This window comes from Neomicrococcus aestuarii (genome assembly GCF_014201135.1).
Lineage (GTDB): Bacteria > Actinomycetota > Actinomycetes > Actinomycetales > Micrococcaceae > Neomicrococcus > Neomicrococcus aestuarii.
On record NZ_JACHDR010000001.1, the window covers coordinates 1,521,870 to 1,537,851 of the forward strand.

General features: G+C 59.2%; 16 protein-coding genes and 1 tRNA gene. 8 read left to right on the forward strand and 9 right to left on the reverse strand.

Going from position 1 to position 15,982, the window contains the following annotated elements; genetic code table 11:
* Positions 1-8 precede the first annotated feature (8 nt).
* A complete protein-coding gene (locus HD598_RS06780; RefSeq protein ID WP_311538978.1) occupies positions 9-1,250 on the forward strand; it encodes a DUF445 domain-containing protein in 1,242 nt (413 codons plus the stop codon).
* Here HD598_RS06780 and HD598_RS06785 read toward each other — a convergent pair.
* The 3 genes from HD598_RS06785 to HD598_RS06795 form a co-directional block, all read right to left on the reverse strand.
* Positions 1,247-2,260: a hypothetical protein gene (locus HD598_RS06785; RefSeq protein WP_260170505.1), complete on the reverse strand. Its 1,014-nt coding sequence runs from the start codon at positions 2,258-2,260 to the stop codon at positions 1,247-1,249. The two genes, HD598_RS06780 and HD598_RS06785, sit on opposite strands and share 4 nt — an antisense overlap.
* A gap of 120 nt (positions 2,261-2,380) precedes the next feature.
* Positions 2,381-3,031, reverse strand: coding sequence for an alpha/beta hydrolase (locus HD598_RS06790; RefSeq protein WP_311538979.1), 651 nt, complete (start codon positions 3,029-3,031; stop codon positions 2,381-2,383).
* A complete protein-coding gene (locus tag HD598_RS06795; RefSeq protein WP_183664730.1) occupies positions 3,028-4,116 on the reverse strand; it encodes an endonuclease/exonuclease/phosphatase family protein in 1,089 nt (362 codons plus the stop codon). The genes HD598_RS06790 and HD598_RS06795 overlap by 4 nt, the downstream gene beginning before the upstream one ends.
* On the opposite strand from HD598_RS06795, the gene HD598_RS06800 reads away from it, so the two are divergent.
* Complete coding sequence (locus HD598_RS06800; RefSeq protein WP_183664732.1) at positions 4,115-4,315, forward strand: hypothetical protein; 201 nt, start codon at positions 4,115-4,117, stop codon at positions 4,313-4,315. The genes HD598_RS06795 and HD598_RS06800 overlap by 2 nt on opposite strands.
* Positions 4,316-4,512: 197 nt before the next feature.
* Here HD598_RS06800 and HD598_RS06805 read toward each other — a convergent pair whose 3' ends face one another.
* Positions 4,513-5,280 (reverse strand): spermidine synthase, encoded by a 768-nt coding sequence (locus HD598_RS06805; RefSeq protein WP_260170506.1) that lies wholly within the window; start codon positions 5,278-5,280, stop codon positions 4,513-4,515.
* Between the two features lie 110 nt (positions 5,281-5,390).
* Here HD598_RS06805 and HD598_RS06810 point away from each other — a divergent pair, with 110 nt between their 5' ends.
* The gene (locus HD598_RS06810) at positions 5,391-5,681 is read left to right on the forward strand and encodes a nucleoside triphosphate pyrophosphohydrolase family protein (protein ID WP_260170507.1); all 291 of its coding nucleotides are present in this window, start codon (positions 5,391-5,393) and stop codon (positions 5,679-5,681) included.
* Between the two features lie 67 nt (positions 5,682-5,748).
* Here HD598_RS06810 and HD598_RS06815 read toward each other — a convergent pair.
* Positions 5,749-5,824: transfer RNA gene (locus HD598_RS06815), tRNA-Lys, on the reverse strand.
* 140 nt (positions 5,825-5,964) lie between these two features.
* Here HD598_RS06815 and HD598_RS06820 point away from each other — a divergent pair.
* The 3 genes from HD598_RS06820 to HD598_RS06830 all read left to right on the forward strand — a co-directional run bounded on the left by HD598_RS06820 (position 5,965) and on the right by HD598_RS06830 (position 8,509).
* Positions 5,965-6,618 (forward strand): hypothetical protein, encoded by a 654-nt coding sequence (locus HD598_RS06820; RefSeq protein WP_183664736.1) that lies wholly within the window; start codon positions 5,965-5,967, stop codon positions 6,616-6,618.
* A 251-nt stretch (positions 6,619-6,869) separates the two neighbouring features.
* Positions 6,870-7,487: a hypothetical protein gene (locus HD598_RS06825; protein WP_183664738.1), complete on the forward strand. Its 618-nt coding sequence runs from the start codon at positions 6,870-6,872 to the stop codon at positions 7,485-7,487.
* A 5-nt stretch (positions 7,488-7,492) separates the two neighbouring features.
* Positions 7,493-8,509 (forward strand): inorganic phosphate transporter, encoded by a 1,017-nt coding sequence (locus HD598_RS06830; RefSeq protein ID WP_183664740.1) that lies wholly within the window; start codon positions 7,493-7,495, stop codon positions 8,507-8,509.
* Between the two features lie 242 nt (positions 8,510-8,751).
* Here HD598_RS06830 and pstB read toward each other — a convergent pair whose 3' ends face one another.
* From pstB to pstS, 4 genes are all read right to left on the reverse strand, one after another.
* Positions 8,752-9,531 (reverse strand): phosphate ABC transporter ATP-binding protein PstB, encoded by a 780-nt coding sequence (gene pstB, locus HD598_RS06835; RefSeq protein ID WP_071894380.1) that lies wholly within the window; start codon positions 9,529-9,531, stop codon positions 8,752-8,754.
* 27 nt (positions 9,532-9,558) lie between these two features.
* The gene (pstA, locus tag HD598_RS06840) at positions 9,559-10,716 is read right to left on the reverse strand and encodes a phosphate ABC transporter permease PstA (RefSeq protein ID WP_183664742.1); all 1,158 of its coding nucleotides are present in this window, start codon (positions 10,714-10,716) and stop codon (positions 9,559-9,561) included.
* Complete coding sequence (gene pstC, locus HD598_RS06845) at positions 10,716-11,666, reverse strand: phosphate ABC transporter permease subunit PstC (protein WP_232317973.1); 951 nt, start codon at positions 11,664-11,666, stop codon at positions 10,716-10,718. The genes pstA and pstC overlap by 1 nt, the downstream gene beginning before the upstream one ends.
* A gap of 157 nt (positions 11,667-11,823) precedes the next feature.
* On the reverse strand, positions 11,824-12,936 hold the full coding sequence (gene pstS, locus HD598_RS06850; RefSeq protein ID WP_183664746.1) for a phosphate ABC transporter substrate-binding protein PstS: 1,113 nt from the start codon (positions 12,934-12,936) through the stop codon (positions 11,824-11,826).
* Positions 12,937-13,366: 430 nt separating this feature from the next.
* Between pstS and HD598_RS06855 the strand changes: the two genes are divergently transcribed.
* Both HD598_RS06855 and radA read left to right on the forward strand, forming a co-directional pair.
* A complete protein-coding gene (locus tag HD598_RS06855) occupies positions 13,367-14,494 on the forward strand; it encodes an FUSC family protein (RefSeq protein WP_183664748.1) in 1,128 nt (375 codons plus the stop codon).
* Between the two features lie 69 nt (positions 14,495-14,563).
* On the forward strand, positions 14,564-15,955 hold the full coding sequence (radA, locus tag HD598_RS06860) for a DNA repair protein RadA (RefSeq protein ID WP_183664751.1): 1,392 nt from the start codon (positions 14,564-14,566) through the stop codon (positions 15,953-15,955).
* Positions 15,956-15,982 lie beyond the last annotated feature (27 nt).

A 15,982-nucleotide genomic window follows, 5' to 3' on the forward strand; every position in this document is an offset into this window, starting at 1 on the left:
AGCTCATTGTGGATGATGTCACACGCGCTCAAGCCCTGCGCAAGATGAAGGCCGTGGCCACGGGACTCCTCGTGGTGTTGGCGGTGATTTTCTGCGTGGCGTTCGCGCTGCAGGATCAGTATCCGTGGCTCGGCTACGTGCGCGCCGCGGCCGAGGGCGGCATGGTGGGTGCTCTCGCGGACTGGTTCGCGGTGACGGCTCTTTTCAAACATCCGATGGGCCTCAAAATCCCCCACACCGCCATCATTCCGCGCAAGAAGGACCAGATCGGCGAGACGCTCGGCGGTTTCGTCGAGGAAAACTTCCTCTCTGATGAGGTCCTCAAGGAAAAACTCGGCAAGCTGAACGTCGCGGTTCCTGCTGGCGCGTGGCTTTCCGAACCCGCCAATAGCGAGCGCGTTGCGAAAGAAGGCGCCACGGTTATCCGCGGCGTCCTTGAAGTGGTGGAGGACGAGGACGTCCTGCGCCTCGTAGAGACGCTCGCCAAGAAACACATGTTGGCTCCGGAGTGGTCCTCCACGCTGGGCCGTGTGCTGGAGACGATCGTCCGGGATAACCACCATGCGCAGCTCGTGGATTTGCTGGTCACCAAGACCTACGAATGGGTGCAAGCCCACCCCGAGCGCGTCACCGCGATGCTCTCTTCCCGCTCCCCCTCCTGGGTTCCGCGGTCCGTGGACATGTTCTTGGGCGAGAAGGTTTACCTCGAGATCGTGAAGTTCTTGAGCGATGTGAACCGGGACAAGGACCACATGGTGCGACGCAGCATCACGGAGTGGTTGCACCAAGTGGCACAGGATATGCAGAAGGATCCTGCAACGATCGCCAAGGTGGAGCGCCTCAAGCACTCACTGTTGGGCGATCCGCAGCTGCGCGAGCTGGCGGCTACGAGCTGGTCTTCCATCAAGGCGGCCCTACTGGACGCGGTGGAAAACCCCGAGTCCGAGCTGCGCAAGTCCTTTGTTCGCGCCGTCGCGGACCTCGGTCGACGCCTCCAGGAGGACCAAACGCTGGCCCGCAAGGTGGACGCGTGGGTCCGCAACGCTGCGATTTACGTGGCCACCACCTACCGTCACCAGGCGGCAAGCCTGATCACGGAGACGGTGGCACTGTGGGACGGCGAGGAAACCAGCCGCAAGATCGAGCTCCAGGTGGGCCGCGACCTCCAGTTCATCCGCATCAACGGCACCGTGGTGGGCTCCCTCGCGGGGCTCGCTATTTACGCGCTGGCTTCAGCACTCTTCCATTAGGAATTTTGAGTACGACGACGCCGCTCGGCTTCGATTTCTTCCTCTACGGCACGCTCTGCTTGCGAACGCTCAGCGTCCGTGCGGTGATCATCGCCTGACGAAGCGGTGCCTGCGGAAGGCGAGGCTGCGTCGTCGTGCTTTCGAGAAAAAATAGTGGACACCGGCGCGATAACGCGTGCAATTTCGGCGAACTTGTTGCCGCCCTTGGCGTCATCCTGATGTTCGGCTTCGCGTTTGGCTTCCTTGGCAGCATCCACTTCGTGACGGTACTCCTCGTAGCCGTTCGTCGTGATTTCACCAGGGATGACGGTTGGCAGGGGCCCGAACGCGAGCTGCGCGGTCTCAACGACCTTCTTACCCAGAATGCGGTTACCCACGCCGCCCACGGCAGCGCCGATGCCGAACGGGATCGCACGCCCCAACATCGATGCACCTTGGGTAGCGAGCATGCGCTGAAGGAAGCGCTTCTGAATCTGCTTCGCGGCAACGTCCCACAGACCACCCTTTCCGGTGGTGCCCTGACTGAACGCGGCGCCCCAGCCGGCCATCGGGCCTGCGCCCTTACCGGCGGCCTGACGCGTGAGCGCGGAAATCATGGAGGAGCCTTCATCGCCCATGAGGATCGCCATGACGAGAGCGCGTGACTTCTCTGGGTCCTCAGTGGAGATGCCGTGGAGTTCGGCCAAAGACTGCGCGTAGAGCGCACTGGCCTCAAGGAATCCCACGGTGGCGACGGCGGAGAGGCCAATCGACGTGACCGTACCAATGCCCGGGACGGCCGCGGTTGCGCCAACTCCCGCACCGGTTGCGGTCACCGCCAGCATGTACTCTTTCTCAACTTCTTTTGCGAGCTGCGCAGCCGTGGCATCCGGGTGCTTCTTACGCAAGTAGTTCAAGTGGCCAATGACGAAGGGACGCTGGAGCCCGACGGCCTGGATGATGGCCTTCTGGATGCCCTTGGCTGGCTTGCCGTTGGCATCAACAACTTTATTGGCTAGAAAGTTCTTCATAACTCCACCGTATGTTGTCCGAGGTTTGATTTACTACCGCGCCGGGCGGTGATTCGCCCACGGCGCACCAACTTTGTTAACAGTGTAAGGAAAATTCCGCACGCTGTGAGGACTGAATGCTCAGGTCGCGGCGGCCTTGACGTAATGGCTCAAGAACACCTTGAGGTCAACCTTCTCATCGACGCCCACGCGGTGACCCATGTAGGGATACGTCCTCGCAGTGAGGCGTGTGTGCTCCTCAAGCCAGGACCGTGAGTGCTCGACGGCGTCCGGGTTGATCACCACATCATCAACGTCCCGGCCCCAAAAGTAGGGCGGTCGCTGGGCGGGGTCCTCGTGCGGGGCGTCCTCGGTCATCGCGAGCAGCTCGTTAGAGAGCACGAATCCGCTAAGTCCCGCCACGCACGTGAACTGTTGGGGCCGAAGCCGTTGGAGCGTCGAGGCCATCGCCATACCTTGCGAAAAGCCCACTAAGGAGATGCTCTTATAGCCTTGCGCTTCGGTGTCGATCCAGTGATACACCCGCTGCGTCGCCGAAAGCACTTCGCTGAAATCATGCGTCAGAAAATAGTCCAGCAAGAACCACCCGTAGTCCTCGCCAATCTCCAACCCGCCGCGCAAAGCAACGGCGGTGGCGTTTGCGGGAACCGCGTCAAAGAGTTCCGCCATGCGCTGTTCGCTGGATCCGTAGCCGTGAAAAAACATCACCAGGTCCGTGCCCTCGCGCTCATGGCGAGGCCGCGAATAGATGGCCTTGAGTTCAGTGCTCACGTACCAAACGGTAGCGCGATATCCACCCAGACCAAATGATGATCGGACACGTCGGCACCGCTTTCGGCGCTCAAGAGCTCCGCGCTGGCGTTCGCCGGCTCCGGCCAAAACACGCCTGAGCCCTCAATCTGCGCATCCTTGGAGGGGAGCACGTAGTCCACTCGCATAGGACCTTGAGAGAACTGCGCGGTGTTGGTGGCCGCTCGCGAGAGGGAAATCAAGGCGTTGGACTTTGCCGGATTGAGGAAATCCCCGGCCAGAATTCCTGGCCCAGCGGACAAAAGCCCACCCTTCGAAGTTGGCATGGGATCTTGGACTTGGTCCAACGCTCGCAAATCGTCGATGGCGGTGGAAGAACCTGCCTGCGCATTCAGATCCCCGAGGATCACAAAACTCGCTCCCGCTTTCAGGCCACCCTTTTCGCCGGAGTCATCCACGATGTACTCCGCGGCTTCCCCGCCGCTGACATAGTCCTTGACCAAGCGGACTTCATCATGATTGCGGCGCACGTTCCGTTGCTCTTCGCCGTCAAAGGCCGGCGGCGTGGGATGGGACGCGATGACATGCACCGTTTCCCCATGGACCAACAGGGGAACATCCCACAGCGACTTACTCGGAAGCCGCAAAGATTTCGACGCCAGCTCGCCGTAGAAATCCGCCGGCATGAGATTGTTCGGCATCGAAGACCATTTAAGCTCTTGGAAAGTACGGACGTTCGTGGAGTCAATGGGGTACTTGGAGAACAACACCATGCCGTACTGGCCCGGGAACTCACCAAACCCATAAGCGTCACCCGCTCCCCCAACACTGCCGTCGCCGTCTAGGTCGGCACCGCTCTGCACGCCAGTGTTGGACGGCGCCACATAGACGAACGGGTAGAAGATCGCTTTCTCGTTGCCTTGAGAGATTCCTAAGAAGTTCCGCTCGAACGCCGCGGCGGCGGCGGCTTCGGCGTCGTAATCAAATTCGTTCAACAGCACTACGTCCGGGCGCGTGCGCTGAATGATCTTCGCAACCGCGGCTGCCTGCTCACTAGCGCCGCTATTTAGCTCGTCTGCGAGCGCGCCCTCGGAGGAGCGAAACATGGAGACGTTGAACGTGGCGAAACGAATGGACGCTGCGGACACAGAACTACTTCCTGAGGAGGTGGACGGCGCTTCACTAGCGGCGCTTACCGAAGCCGTGGCTTCAGAAGCTTGCGCGGCGCCGCTGGCGTTCGGGGCAGTTGACGCTGTTTCCGCCGCTGCAGACGATACAGCCGCAGAACTGGCGGGACTCAAGTGATCCGAGTTCGCGGGCGGGGCATGGAACGCTAATACGCTGGCGGCTAGAAGCGCTGCAGCGTAGGTCGAGGCGGACCATGAAAGCACCGTTTCAATTTACCCACCGGTAACCCCCAGCGGAAGAGGTCCGCCGAAATGTTAGCCAATCGCAACCTAAACGTAACTACGGAAGGCGCGCAGGCGTCGTCGTACTGGCTACTAAACGGCCTTGAATTGAGCGGGCAGCGCGTCCATTCGCAAGTCCCGCTCAAGCGCCGTGAGGTTCTCAAAAGGGACCTGCGACGCGGCAAACACCACGTTCCCGCTCCGGCGCCCCTTGAACATCGCGGGATCGGAAATCATCGCGACGTGCTCAAACACCTCGCTCAGAATCTGGGATTCGCGCCGGACCTCCTCGAGTTTGGAATTGTCCCCGCAATTGGCCAGGTAGAGCCCGCCCACATCCAAAACCCGCTTGATCTGCTCCGCAAATTCCTTGCTCGACACACTCGCCGGCGTCTTATTGCCCGCAAACACGTCGCGAATAATGATGTCCCGCGTGTTCTCCGTGAGGGTCGGAGTGACCTTGGCGGCATCGCCCACACGCAACCGCAACAGCGGCGCTTTCGGCAGATCAAACCACTCCCGCACATAATTGGCGAGCTTCCCATCCAACTCCACCACCACTTGGCGGCTCGTCGGGTACTTCGCCGTGAACCAGCGCGCCATCGAGCACGCGCCGCCGCCCAAGTGCAACACCCTGCGATACGGCGCCGGACCGGCCGGCCACTGATTGATCGCCGCGGCCATCCACCGCATGTACTCAAATTCCAGGCGCAACGGATCGTTGAGATCAACGTGAGAACTCTGCACGCCGTTAACCCGTAGCAGCCACGAGGATTCCCCGTAGTGATCGCGCTCAAGGGACGCCGTGCCCGTGTCGATTTGATACGTGCCCGGAACGGGAGCGGTGCCCTGCTTAGCCATGCCGCTCATGTTAGTGCGTTCTCACGCGGCACCCCACTTCGGCACCCTCTGTCACCACTCTGTCGCCAGCCCGCGATGAAGCCCTCGAAGTTCGCAAGCTTTACGAAATCTTGGAAGAGCGCTTCAACGGTAAAACGTGGTCACTCCACGAGCTCATGATCGGCTTCTCCAACGATGTTGGCTACATTGGCCGTCTTCTCCTGGCGCATGATGGCACGTGGAACATCGACGGTGACGCGGACGCTGAGCTCAAGCACAAGCTGGCCGAGACGCTGTGGTGGGTGTTTGTGCTCGCGGACAAGCTTGAGATCGACATCGATGAGGCGTTCACGGACACCATGAAGAGCATCCGCGCCGGGCTCGATTCCACCATTGCGCGGACCGCACCGGCGGAGCAGTAGGGCTAAGCGTTAAACACGAGAGGGTGTTCAAGTCCGCGAAAATCGCGAGATTGAACACCCTCTGACGTGGTGGGCCCTGCGGGGATCGAACCCGCGACCAGCGGATTAAAAGTCCGATGCTCTACCATCTGAGCTAAAGGCCCAGACCTCGAAAGGTCAGGTTCCATGGTAGTACATCCCGTTGATTCCTTAGAATCAGAGATTAAGGACGACGACGCAGCTCACCTCCCGCTGGCCCCTTCCGTTTCCTTGGGGTTCAGATGGCGGGGGTATTCTTCACTGCATGAGTTCTCGGCACAACCATCACGTTTCTGGCGTTCGGCCCCGCCGACCGGTGCCCTTTGAACCGCGCGCTTTTGAACCCTTTGAGGGCGGGACAGATCCCGCTCGCACGTCCGAGGCCGCTCATCTTTCCGCGGCCGCGCTGGTTCGCGGAGGCCGTGAGTCTGAGAGCGCCGAAGTGCATGAGCGCCTCGTGACCCTGACCGAGCGCGAAGGCCTCGAAGCTATCGCCGAGCTGTGGGCCGAAAGCCCGGCAGTGACGTTACCTGGCGCGTTGTGGCGCCTCTATGCCTTGCGCAGTTCTATTACTTCCGATCCCGAGCGAGCGTCGGCGCTGTTCCGCGATGGCCGCGCTTCAGCTCCCGTTGCTACCGCAGTTGCGGGCGTTGCCGAGCCGCCGACCGCCGTGGAGCTTGTGAAAATGGCCGACTCGGTGCTCTCTGGGGCATTCAACGGCGACTTCGATGTTGCCCTGGAACGGGCGGCCGCTTTTTGCCGTGTGGTGGCGATCGGTCAGACTCACCACGCTGACGCTGCTGAGGTCACTTCAGCACAACGAGCCGCCGATTTCACCAAGAATTCGGCACGTCTCATCAAGACTGCAGAACAGTTGGAAGCGGCTGCCCGACTCTGGCGACGCGGTGAACTTGATTAGCGTCACGTTACGCGCTCTTAAGCTTGACTCAGCCGCGTCCGCGGAGCAGACTTATGGCCGACGTCGGGCCGCGGTAACCCCGGGCTCCAACATTTAGCCGCCTAGAGCGGCCTTCCGCCGAGAGGCGTTCCCGGTCCGGCGTCGATTAAAAGCCTGAGTATGACGAATTAACCTTGTAGACATTTTGGGTTTACCTATTCTTTTCTCAGTACACTGTTGCTGTTCTGTCGTCCTCCCTCTGGCGGTCTCTTGTGAAGCTTTCGCTGTTCCCCACTGAGCATCGGGGTCTTGCGCTGTTGCTCAATGTGTCCAGCGATGTTCGCGAATGCATTTCTGCGCTGTCTCAGAGCTTGGGGGCCGCTACCGAAGAACGCGTGCAATTGGCTTTGGACTGCGAACGCGCAGAGAATCGCAGCACGGATCACCATCACGCGTTGCTGACCCACTTGCGCAGTTCCTATGTCAGCCCTATCCCTCGCGAAGACCTGTATCAGTTCTCGCTGTATCTTCACGACGCTACGAGCCACCTTGCAGGTGCCGCGAAGGCGCTATCTCACATGCCGATCGACCGCCTTCCTAGGGTGGTGTCCGATCAGCTCGAGGTATTGGACCGGCAGTCCGAGCTCTTCGCGGACATCATTCGCCGTCTCGATAATTTGGGTCAGCTAGAGCTCAAGTGGCTGGACATGCTGCGCTTGTCCAAGCGCATGAGCCGTGCTCACCAAGTGTGGTTGACCGAGTTGAGCTCTTATCAGCGCGTTGGCAGCTATGCGCGCGATCTCGCTTTCGCGGACCAGTTGCATGAGGCAATGCTGTGCTTCCGGGCCATTGCGGATCATTTGGGTCTGATTCTGGTCAGAGAGTCCTAATCACGGTGACCATCCTGCTGATCGTTGTCATAGTTGCAGCGTGCGGCTATTCGTGGTTGAACGGCTTCCACGACGCCTCGAACTCCATCGCCGCTTCCGTCAAGACGCATGCCCTGACTCCGCGCGTTGCTCTTGTTCTGGTATCGATCTGCACTGCCTTTGGAACTATTGCCGGCGGCCTCATGGGGTCCCGGCTGATCACTCGCGCTCCCGAATTTCCGCACGGGATAGATGGGCTTGCTGCGTTATTGTGCGCACTGATCGCCGCGGGGCTGTGGTCTCTTTGGACGTGGTGGCGAAAGGTCCCTTCATCCTCGACTCAGGCTCTTTTGGCAGGCATTCTGGGAGCTCTAACTGCTTCTGTCATGACCGGCCACTACAACCCTGAAGACCTGGTCCCTTATGCACTGTTGGGGATCGTTGTGCCGTTGGTAGTGACGCCGATCGCTTCAGTGCTATTGGCGACGATTGTGTTTGTTCCGGTGAGCTGGTTGATGCGGCATCGCACGGATAACGAGGCGAGCGCTACGGGCCGCATTGTGCAGTCCATTACGACGGCGCTGCTCGCCTTCGCGCATGGCATGCAGGACGGCCAGCGAAACGCCTTGACGATTGTCATTGCATTGTCCATTGCCGGTCACGCTTCCCGCAATGATTTTGTGCTGTGGGTGCAGGTCTTGGTGGCACTCTTGATGGCCTTCGGCATCCTCTGTGGCGGTTGGCGCATCACCCACACGTTGTCTTCAAAGCTGGCGCGGATTACGCCGATTATTGGAGCGACGTCCCATGCTTCGTCCGCGTTGCTCCTCTACATTGGCTCTTTTGCACTTCACATGCCCATCTCCTCCACGCAGAGTGTCACGAGCGCTATTGTGGGCACCAGCTTGATCAATCGGCGTGCGTACGTGCAGTGGCCCACCGTTTTACGCATCGCGCGGTATTGGCTCGCTACCCCAGTCATCTGCACGCTGGCTTCACTGATTTTGTTCCTGGCCATTTCGCCGCTGCTTCCGAAGCACTAAGTACTGGCGCCAAAGCGTCAGACACTACCTGCAACCTTCCGCACTAGCCTGCGACCGCCCGAGGTGAACCCTCGCCTCGCCGTGCAAGGCAGCACCTTGCCTGAAAGCCGGCTTAAAAGGGAACAGCGGTGACGCTGGCATTGACTGCCTGCGTCACCGCTGCGATCCCCCTCAAGATCCCCCAGGACTAGTCCCAGGGCCTCCCAGCCACATGTGGCGGGAATTCTGTGCGGAGGAAATCTTTATCCGAAGCGTCCGGAGACGTAGTCCTCAGTGGACTTTTCCTTTGGATTGTTGAAGATTTCCTGCGTTGGTGCGTATTCGATGAGCTTGCCTGGCTTGCCGGTGCCCGCGATGTTGAAGAAGGCCGTCTTGTCAGACACACGTGCAGCCTGCTGCATGTTGTGCGTCACGATGACAACGGTGTACTCGTCCTTCAACTCGTTGATGAGGTCCTCAACTGCGAGCGTGGAGATCGGGTCAAGGGCAGAGCAAGGCTCGTCCATGAGGATCACATCTGGCTTCACTGCGATGGTGCGAGCGATGCACAGACGCTGCTGCTGGCCACCGGAAAGACCGGAGCCTGGGCGGTCAAGACGATCCTTGACTTCGTTCCAGAGGTTTGCGCCCTTGAGGGAGCGCTCCACGACGTCATCAGCGTCAGACTTGGACATGCTCTTGCCGTTGAGCTTGATGCCGGCCAGAACGTTGTCACGGATGGACATCGTTGGGAACGGGTTCGGGCGCTGGAAAACCATGCCCACCATGGTGCGGACCGTTACCGGATCCACGCCTGGACCGTAAATGTCGTCACCGTCGAGGAGCAGCTTGCCCTCTGCGCGTGCACCGGGAAGAACCTCGTGCATGCGGTTGATGGTGCGCAAGAAGGTGGTCTTGCCACAGCCGGAAGGACCGATGAACGCAGTCACGGTCTTAGGCTCAATGTTGATGTTGACGCCTTCTACAGCAAGGAAGTTGCCGTAGTAAACGTTAAGGTCAATCGCGTCGATTCGCTTTGACATGAATGTTCCTTTACCTAATTCCGAGGACTAGCGTCCGGTTTTCTTCGGCGCGAACGCCTTAGCGATGATACGGGCGATCAAGTTCAAGATCATCACGATGAGGATCAAGACCAATGCGGCGCCCCAAGCGCGCTCAGAGGAAATGTCTGGAGCACCTGGTGCCGTGGGGTTCATGAGTTGGCGGTAGATGTACACCGGAAGTGACATCATCCAGTCCTTGAACAGGTTCCAGTTGGTAGAAAGCGCCACGCCCGCCGTCACGAGGATTGGGGCGGTTTCGCCGATAACGCGAGCGATAGCAAGCGTCACGCCAGAAGCGATACCCGAGATTGCCGTAGGGATAACCACCTTGAGGATGGTGCGCCACTTACGAACACCGAGTGCATAGGACGCTTCGCGGAGTTCGTTTGGAACAACGCGGAGCATTTCTTCGGTTGAACGAACCACCACTGGGATCATCAGCACGGAGAGCGCGATGGCTGCGGTGAAGCCCATGACGTTTGCGCCACGACCCACCAACATTGCCATGGCACCGGCTGCGAAGAGACCGGCAACGATGGAAGGAATACCCGTCATCACGTCCACGAAGAACGTGATGGCCTTGGAAAGCCACCCATCCTTGGCGTACTCCACCAAGTAGATCGAGGTGAGCAAACCAATGGGAACGGAAATCGCGGTTGCCATGAGCGTGATGAGAACAGAACCGGTCACAGCGTGCTTGATGCCGCCGAGTGGGTCGGTTTCTTCGCGGGCGGTACGCAGGTCAACCGCACCCGTAACGCCGTTCATGTCCGAGGCGAAGAAGCCTGGGTTCAAGATTCCCGGGATGCCCTGAGACAGAACGGTCCAGATCACGGAGATCAACGGCAACAGTGCCAACAAGAAGGCGCCGTAGATTAGGTTCCGCCACAGGCCATCCGTAGCCTTGCGACCGTTTTCCATGACTCGAGTGACGATGTACATGGCAACAACAAAGAAGATGAAGGAAAGAACTAGCCATCCACCGATGCTGAAGGCGTTAGATCCACCCAAGAGAGCCGTGACGGCTGCACCAACAACGAGTGCACCAACGAGGACAGCAATCCACGTCCAGCGAGGCTTCTGGCCTTGCGTCAAGCGTGACTTTCCGCGGTTCTCGAGCGAGCTGCGGTCGTCACTAATAGTGTTTTCGATGCTATGTGACATTAGTTAGCTCCCGAGAATTCCTTGTGGCGGTTAACAATCCAGCGGGCGATCATGTTCACAGCGAGTGTGATCACGAAGAGCACCAGGCCGGCCGCGATCAGTTCGCTCTGGCGCATGCCGAACGCTTCTGGGAAGTTAAGCGCAATTTCAGACGGAATGGTTTGGTTGCCAGCGCCGATCAAGTTCCAGGTGAATCCACCTGGAGACAGCACGAGGGTCACTGCCATGGTCTCGCCAAGCGCGCGGCCCAAGCCCAGCATGATGGCCGAGATGATGCCAGCACGAGCGAACGGGAACACAGACATCTTGACCATTTCCCAGCGCGTAGCGCCAAGAGCAAGAGCAGCCTCTTCGTGCAGCTTTGGAGTCTGAACGAAGATTTCGCGACACATGGACGTGATGATCGGAAGAACCATGACGGAGAGGACAACGCCCGCAGTCAAGATGGTGCGGCCCGTGGTGGAGGCTGGTCCGGAGAACAGCGGAATCCATCCGAGGTAGGTCTGCAACCATTCGTAGAGAGGCACCATGAGTGGGCCAAGCGTCGCCATACCCCATGCGCCGTAGACGACCGATGGAATAGCGGCCAGCAAGTCAATGACGTAGCCGATCAGCTGCGACAGTTTGCGTGGCGCGTAGTGAGAGATAAAGAGTGCAACGCCGACGGCTACTGGAGTAGCCAGGAGGAGTGCAATCGCAGACGCGATGATGGTTCCGCCCATGAGTGGCAGAACGTACGTCCAGAAGTTGCCGTGCTCACCGGAGAGCTCTTCTTCACCAGCGGTCAAGGCGGGAATCGACTCGGTCACCAAGAAGGCGGCAACGAGGGCCAAGACGGCCAAAATAAGGATGCCGGCGACAAGAGCAAGAGTGGAGAAGACTTTGTCTCCAGCTCTGCCGGCGGATGAACTCTTGTCAAACAACGCGTTTGACGTCGTGGTCTCTGTCACGCGGATACTCCTTAAGAGCGGCGAGCGATGTATGAGGGTACATTCGCTACTCCCCACCATAGGGGACGCTTTGATGTACCGGTCATAAGACTGACCGCCGAACCGCGCTCAGCGGCCCGGCGGTCAGTCTTATTTATTGACTCAGTTGAGTAGTAACTTACTTCGCAACCGTGATGGAGTCGATAGCCTTCTGAGCTTCGGCGATGGTGGCCTCAGACAAAGGAGCGTTACCAGCGGAGTCAGCAGCAACCTGCTGGCCCTCAGCGGAGACGGCGTACTTACCGAATGCCTTGATCAAGTCCACGGTTGCCTGATCCTTGTAGGTGGAGCAGTAGATGTGGTACGAAACCAAAACGATTGGGTAAGTGCCAGCCTCGGTGGAGGTGCGGTCAAGCTCGATGGCGAGGTCGGTCTCGGAATCGGAAACCTTCTCAGAGGTCTCAACCGTCTTTGCTGCAGCCTCTGGGGAGTAAGCGACGTACTCTTCGCCAACCTTGACGGCTACGGTGCCGAGCGTTCCGATCTGGGAAGCGTCAGCGTAAACGATGGAGCCTTCGGTCTCGGTTGCAAGCTTCACAACACCGGAGGTGCCCTGTGCGTTCTCAGCGGTGATAGCGGAAGGCCACTTCTCTTCAACGCCGTAGGTCCAGGTCTTTGGAGCTGCTGCGTCCAAGTAGTCCTGGAAGTTCTTGGTGGTGCCGGACTCGTCAGCGCGGTGAACAACCGTGATGGCGGTGTCAGGAAGCTCGACGCCCTCGTTCTGGGAAGCGATCTTCTCGTCGTTCCACTTCTTGATCTTGCCGGTGAAGACCTGAGCGATGGTGTCTGCATCCATGTTCACGTGCTCTACACCTGGAAGGTTGAAAGCAACTGCGATTGGGGAGATGTAGCCAGGAACCTGGACTGCGCCGTCGGTGCCGCAAACCTTTGCGGCATCTGCCTGCTCTTCTTCGTCCATTGCGGAGTCGGAGCCAGCGAACTGGTACTGCTCAGCCAAGAAGCCCTTACGGCCGGCGCCGGAGCCGACTGGGTTGTACTGAACCTTGACGTCTGGGTTTGCGGTCTGGAAGCCGTCAACCCAAGCGGTCATTGCGGATTCCTGCGAAGAAGCGCCACCGCCGGTGAGGGTGCCTTCAAGAGTGGAAGCTGCGGAGCTGGAAGCACCGGAAGTGGAGCTAGCAGCTGGGGTGTTGGAGCCACCGCAAGCGGTCAATGCAAGTGCGGCAACGGAGAGAACGGCGGCCGACTGGCCGATGCGTAGAGCCTTCATAGGTAGCCTCTTTCACAGATTTTGAGGGGGTTTCACCCCAGGTGACGAGTGCCGTGCACACGTGTGCCCGGGCTTTAGAGGTCAGACTTCTAACCTCTGCATTCCCGAAGTTATGGGGTTCAAGTGAAGAGTTAGCGCTATGAAGGTTAACGGAGGGTTAACGGCAACGGTACTTAACGTTCCAAGACTCAAAGCATCGACCTGGACTCCACTCGAGAAACCGCGAAAATCCACGAAAATTCGGGCCTCATTGGCACTAAAAGCCGGAGCCTGAAAAAAGTTACAAATCAGGCCTGAGTAATGCATCACACCCGAGAGAGTTGAACCGGAATACCGAGCAGAACAGTGTAAATCTTGTATGACACTACAAAGTCGCCAACGTGTCATCTAGCTCACCGTAAAAATCCGCTCCTAATGGAAAGATGGGCTTATGGAAATTGAGAACGCGCTTGGTAAGGCGAAAGGCTTTACATGGCGCCGCACGCGCGCGGGATTGCTGCGGGTGCGCAACTCTCTTCCAAAAATTGTTCAGGCGACCATTTGTGCCGTCGGCGCTTTCTGGTTTGCCGAGGTGCTGCTTGGCCACGAAGGCCCCATCTTCGCCGCAACGAGTGCCTTGATCGCCCTAGGATTTGGCTCTGACACTCACCTTCGCCGCACCATGGAAGTCGCTATCGGCTGCACCCTCGGCATTGCTGTGGGCGATATTTTGCTCACGATCTTCGGCCAAGGCCTGTGGCAAGCCGGCGTGGTGTTGTTCATTTCTCTTATGCTGGCTCGCTTCCTAGATCGCGGCACCATCTTCTCCACGCAGCTGGGCCTTCAGGCACTGCTGGTGGTACTTCTTCCTCCCAACGCGGACGGCGTCTTCGGTCGCAGTATCGATGCGATCATCGGTGGCGTCTTCGCCCTGATCATCGTGGCGTTGAGCCCCCGAGATCCCCGCCATGAGCCAGTTCAAGAGCTCCAGAAGCTCCTTCGCGAGCTCAGCGGCACGCTGCAGGACTCCGCCGCGGCGCTCGCACGCTTGGATTCCACCGGATGCTGGCACGCTCTCGTTCGTGCCCGCGCTACTCAGCCCACCATGAACAAGATTCCGGCAGCGCTGCGGGCCGCTCTTGAACTCGCCACCATCAATCCGGTGTACCGGAACCGACGCAATGAGATAAACCGTTTGCGCCGAGTCTCCGAGGGCATAGACCTTGCCGTCCGTAACACCCGCGTCTTCACTCGTCGCATGGCCTCGGTGATTTCTCACGACGCTATCTCTCACGAGTCCGCCGAGCTTCTGGCCGCGTATCTGGAGCAAGTGGCGGAAGAAGTGAACCTCATCAACCGCTCGATCTCCGAGCGCACCATTCCAGCCCGCATGAGGGCCGAACATAAGGCCCGCGAAGGTTTGACGTTGGCCGCCGGTAAGCTGCTGCCCGAGAAATTCCACCTCAGCGGTGTGGAAGGCGAAGGCTTAGTCCTGTTGTTGCGTCCGTTCCTCGTCGATTTGATGAGCGCTGCTGGCATTGAGCACGACGAAGCGGTTCGGTACTTGCCGAAGCTTTAGGCAGTGCCCCTCCAGTAGCGTTGTCCCCATCCTTTTCTAAGTGTCCGTGGCGGTGAGTAGTCTCGAGTTATGGCAGTTAGCACCGCACGTTCATCGAAAACGAAGAGCACTCCGGCATACAAATGCACGGAGTGTGGTTGGAGCACGGTCAAATGGGTGGGCCGGTGCGGTGAATGTCAGGCATGGGGCTCTGTTGTCGAAGCCAATCAGGTGGTCGCTAAGACCACTGCAGCCACCACCGTCGCTCAGCCTGCGCTCTCCATCACCGAGGTCGATTCCACCGACGCTTCCCACCGCTCATCGGGCGTTGGCGAGTTTGACCGCGTCTTGGGCGGCGGCTTAGTTCCAGGGGCCGTGATTTTGTTGGCCGGCGAGCCCGGCGTGGGTAAGTCCACGTTGCTCTTGGACGTTGCCGCGAAGTCGGCTGGAACGGGCATCAAGGTTCTCTACATCACCGGCGAAGAGTCCGCCGCTCAGGTCAAGCGCCGCGCCGAGCGTATCAACGCGCTCCACCCGCAGCTTCACGTCACCGCAGAGACGGACCTTTCCATTGCGTTAGGCCAAATCGATGCCATCGAGCCGCAGCTATTGATTGTCGACTCCGTGCAAACTCTCTCTTCGTCAGAAGTAGAAGGATCCGCGGGAGGCGTCACCCAGGTCAAGGAGGTCGCCGCCTCCATCATCAACGTTGCCAAAAAGCGTGCCATCTCCACATTGCTGGTGGGTCACGTGACCAAGGACGGTTCCATTGCTGGACCCCGCTTACTCGAGCACCTAGTGGACGTGGTGTGCCAGTTTGAAGGCGATCGGCACTCGCGGCTGCGGTTGCTTCGCGCGGTCAAGAACCGCTACGGGTCAACGGATGAGGTGGGCTGTTTTGACCTCAATGAGGACGGCATCATCGGCCTCGAGGATCCCAGCAGTCTCTTCATGACTCGCACTAACCAGCCGGTTTCGGGAACCTGCATCACGGTGACGATTGAAGGTAGGCGTCCACTCGTCGCCGAAGTTCAGGCTCTGCTCGCAAAAACCAACAATGCTCAGCCGCGCCGAACTACTAGCGGCCTGGATTCTTCGAGGGCAGCCATGCTTCTGGCCGTGCTTCAAGCTCGGGCGAAGGTGGATCTTTCCTCGGTGGATTGCTACCTCGCTACGGTCGGCGGTGTTCGGCTCACCGAGCCAGCCACCGATCTCACCGCAGCCCTCGCCATTACGGGATCCGCGTTGAATAAGGCGCTCCCCCGCGACCTCGTGGCGTTCGGTGAAGTCGGGCTAGCCGGCGAAGTCCGTCCCGTCCCTGATATTCAACGCCGCATCATGGAAGCGCACCGTTTGGGATTCCGACAGGCCATCGTGCCAGCCACCGGATTGCCAAAAAGCAAAGTGCCCGAAGGCTTCACTATCAAAGAGGTCCAGTCCGTGGTTGAGGCCCTCGCCGCAGCGTTCCCGGGCATTAACTAAAGTGCGGGCTCAGCTGATTGTTGGGCG